General features: G+C 50.5%; 3 protein-coding genes. All 3 read left to right on the forward strand.

Annotated features, from left to right (window positions below; genetic code table 11):
- Nucleotides 1-693 precede the first annotated feature (693 nt).
- Nucleotides 694-1,245 carry a LuxR C-terminal-related transcriptional regulator gene (locus tag U869_RS0126270; RefSeq protein ID WP_025123680.1) on the forward strand — a complete coding sequence of 184 codons (552 nt, stop codon included), beginning with the start codon at nucleotides 694-696 and terminating at the stop codon, nucleotides 1,243-1,245.
- 80 nt (nucleotides 1,246-1,325) lie between these two features.
- Complete coding sequence (locus U869_RS30225) at nucleotides 1,326-1,826, forward strand: winged helix-turn-helix domain-containing protein (RefSeq protein WP_025123679.1); 501 nt, start codon at nucleotides 1,326-1,328, stop codon at nucleotides 1,824-1,826.
- An 88-nt stretch (nucleotides 1,827-1,914) separates the two neighbouring features.
- Nucleotides 1,915-4,062: histidine kinase dimerization/phospho-acceptor domain-containing protein (locus U869_RS0126280; RefSeq protein WP_025123678.1), on the forward strand; the 2,148-nt coding region annotated here is incomplete at its 3' end.

The following is a 4,062-nucleotide window of genomic DNA, read 5'->3' on the forward strand; positions in this document are numbered from 1 at the left end:
ACACATTGAATACTTGACCAGATTTTGCAGCTACTTTTTTTGCAGTTTTGTGATAAACCACCAAAAGATGCATTTATCGCTGTATGCTAGAGTGGGTTTTTAATTAAATATCAAATTAAATCAATTGGTTGTATTTTTATTGTGTGAATTCATCACGGTCATTGACAGCTGGACGACATTAATTAATATTAGCAGGGAAGAATCAAATCTAAGAATCTTCTTGGTAGATGGAACTCAAGTTGGCCTCACCTACATAATGGGTATCTTGGTGTAAGCACCAGAATTTACAGGCTGTAATCGTATGCAAAGGAATGGCGTGTCAGATAATCAAGACTCATCTTGCCCCTTCTACTTGTTGCCCATCTCACCATTGCCGCGCGTGCTTTAAGGTTAACCTTATATCACCCGGTAGATAAATCCGGATAATGCCTGCTTATCGAACTTGATACGGACTGCTTGGTACTATTAAGTATAAGCAAATTTAACCTCGGGCGGACAACAGTAAGGCACTCAGCAACCAGAATACATGGTAGCTGTGCAGGGGAAATAGCGATCTTCCAAGAACCCTGCTTGTGCCTCAGTTGACATGTTGGCGACGTTTAACTGGCACTGTTTTTAATCCATTTGACTGACGAGATTTCGTTGCGGTTGGCTTGCCGTGGCGTCGTCGCATAATGCGCTGGGTAGATCATCATGAATATCAAAATATTTATCTCTAACGATGACAAGTTCTTTATACAAGGCCTGACGTATCTCTTACGGAACTACTTTAATGAGAAAGGCATCCTTGTTGACATTGAGGAATCGCTTAACAGCAATGTTCATTACTATCTGGCCTTTATTGGTGTCGACAATCTGTCGCAGTATCTCTACGCCAGGAATATGGTCGGTGCCGACACACTATTTATTCTGCAACCTGAGGATGCGTTGATTTTAAATCGTTCAGGGGGAACGATGAGAGTGCTGCAAAGTAATCAATCTACCAGTGCATTCTTGCAGCAAATCAATGAGGTATATCTCGCGCCACAGAGGATGGTGCAGGTTAAGCAACCTCATTCATTGACCCTGCGAGAGAAAGACGTACTGCATTATTACTCGATTGGCTACAGCAATGTCGAAATTGGTGAGCTGCTTGGCATTCACCAGAAAACGGTCAGTACGCACAAAATCAAAGCGATGAACAAACTTAATTTCAAACACAAAGGCGAGTTCAGGCGCTGGCTTATCGAGACGCATTGTCCATAAATGCGTGGAGCAGAAAATCTGAGATGGAAAGTTTCTCAGGTGATCATTTATCTGCAGTAAAATTATAAAGTTAACATAATATGAAGTATATCATTGATACCGGACTGGTATTTGATAGCGACGAAAGAACGCTATTTTTGCAAGAATCACCAGGTGAATCACTTGAGATTGGGGCCATCACCGCCCGCTTATTCGTAGAGATGCTAGAGAATGTGTCGGGGGTTGAGCGTGACTATCTGCTGGATGTGGTGTGGTCCAATCATGGCCTGAAACCATCAAATAATAATCTCAATAACCATATCAGTCTGCTGCGCAAGAACATCGCCAGCATTGCAGCGGTTGATGACCTGATTATTACCTTGCCGAAAAAAGGCTTTGTGGTGAACAAGAAATATTCGGTGAACGTGGTCGGGGACGCGGTTGCTGAACCGCCCGTGGAGGAAACCAAAGCGGCAAAAAACGCTACCGCGATGGACTATCCGGTCACCCTCTGGGTGCTCTCAATCACTATAGTCATTCTGCTGTTACTGCTCGGCCTGGTGATCACCAAGGATTATCACGCTTTATTTGGCCTGTGTTGAGTCAGGTCTGGTTAGACTGGTGGGCAGTTCTGGTTTGCCAATCTTATAATCAATTCAAGCTCCGTGATTTTATTGCAGGTCGTCCCCTATGCCACAAACACCGTTTAGCCGCATCACGCATACGTTACGTAGACAAAACAAAACGCTGTCCGGCTTGGTGGTGCTGGCGATGGTATTGGCCGCAGGTCTGTATTGGGGCACTCAGCGCATTATCGATCAGGAGCGTGGCCGGTTTACGTTAGACTTCCTGACGCTGGTGGGGTATGCCCACGAGCAGGAAACTTTTTTGCATCAATTACGCCACCAGAACGGCCAACTGGCAGCATTGCCCGCCACGCGCGTTGGCAGTTTTCATGAGGTTGCCTCCTTGCCAGCTTGGGGCACCCGGTTGTTTGAAGGGCGTGAGTCCGTCGTGGATATCCCGTTCTCTTTGCTGTGCGAACAAGATTGCCCCGACACGCCCGAGTCGCTGTTACCGTTAGGTAGTTATCTCGCCGATTTTTACGCTGCGTTTTGGGCTTCATCCTACTTTCCGGCTTCCTCTGTGTTCTTTGTCAGTCAAGTTGACGATATCGGGATCAGCGTACCCGCGGTAAATACCAATGGCGGCGATCAACAGATTAGCCTTGAGACATATCGCGGTGTGGTCACTGCTGTACGTGAACGGTTAAGCCGTGGTGCTCGTACCATGGATTGCCAGTGGCATGCTGGGGGCCTGCCAATAGATGATGAGACTATCTGGTTTCGGGCTGCAACGCTGCCAGGTCGGTTGATCGGGCTAATCCCTGCGGGGTTCTCGCCTAGTATCTGGCGCGACTATAGCAACAGCCCTGGCAGCTGTATCTACGCGGTAACCCTGCTGAGTCGCTCGAGTGTTGGGGTGCTGGAGCGTGCCGTCAATCCGGCACCGCGTCATATCTTCTGGCTGCAGCGCTATGACCATATGTGGTTGAGCCATAAAGCGCATGGCCTGTTGATGGGAGAAGGAAACCCACCAGGTGTCGATCTGCCTGGATTGCACTATACCCTGAACGGTCTGGTGTTCAAGGTGGTCGACCCAAGCGGCAATTGGACGGGCTATTATGCCGTCAGCTATGCGAGCTTTTTCCAGGACAACCTGTGGTTGCCGGTTAGCGTGCTATTGCTTTTGCTGATCGGCATCGTTAGCGGTTTGGCCTATCTGCGCTGGTATAACCGGCGGGTGATCTTGCCAGCCCAGGAGGCCCAGCATGAAATCCTGGAAAGCGACGCCTTTAACCGTACCCTGATCCAGACGGCCCCGGTTGCGCTGTGCCTGATCGATCGTGCCGATAGCCATCTGGTATTTGGCAATGCGCTGGCATTGGAATGGCTGGGCGCGACCGTCGGTGAGCGGCTGCCTGAATCCGCCGTCACGGACAGCCTGTTGGAACAAGTGTTTTCCTCACCGGCGGCTGGGGTGATCGAACAGCTGGATATGGCAGGGGGAAGGGTACTTTACGTGGCCTATGCGCCCACCCGCTACATGCAGCGGGACGTGATCCTGTGCGCCTTTGCGGACGTCAGCGCGCGGGCGGAAATAGAGCGTCAACTGGCGCGAGCCAAGGCTGCGGCGGATGATGCCAGCGCCGCAAAGTCCACCTTCCTGGCCACCATGAGTCATGAGATCCGTACGCCGTTGTATGGTGCATTAGGCACTCTGGAACTATTGGCCACTACGCGGTTGGATCTCCAGCAGCGCCAGTATGTCGAACGCATCGATGACGCGTCACAAATGCTGTTGCAATTGATCAGCGATATCCTGGACGTCAGCAAGATTGAGGCCGGGCAGATGCAGCTGGAAAACCGAGCGTTTCATCCCCGCGAACTGGTACAAAGTTGCACCGGCACTTATGCGGCCATGGCTCACCGTAAGGGGTTGTTGCTGTTCTCTGTGGTCGAGACAGATGTGCCCCCGGTGGCGATTGGGGATGCGGTGCGTATCAGACAGATCCTGAGCAATCTCATCAGTAACGCGATCAAGTTTACCGAGTCTGGCCATGTCATCGTTCGGCTCAGCCAGCTTGCCGGGGGACAAGGGCAAACCCGGTTGCATCTGGAGGTTTGTGACAGCGGGATTGGCATTAGCCAAACGCAGCAGGCTAAGCTGTTCACTCCCTTCTATTTGATCGCAGAGGGGCACGGCACATTGGGGGGCGCGGGGCTAGGTCTTTCCATCTGTGAACGCCTTGCGCAAATTGTCGCTACCGATGTAAAA

Origin of the sequence: Serratia sp. H1w (assembly GCF_000633355.1) — a bacterium.
Taxonomy (GTDB): Bacteria; Pseudomonadota; Gammaproteobacteria; order Enterobacterales; family Enterobacteriaceae; genus Chania.

Bases quoted from the DNA above. Each gene is read 5' to 3' on its own strand.
- U869_RS0126270 (WP_025123680.1), top strand. From the start codon at position 694: ATGAATATCAAAATATTTATCTCTAACGATGACAAGTTCTTTATACAA.
- U869_RS30225 (WP_025123679.1), top strand. From the start codon at position 1,326: ATGAAGTATATCATTGATACCGGACTGGTATTTGATAGCGACGAAAGA.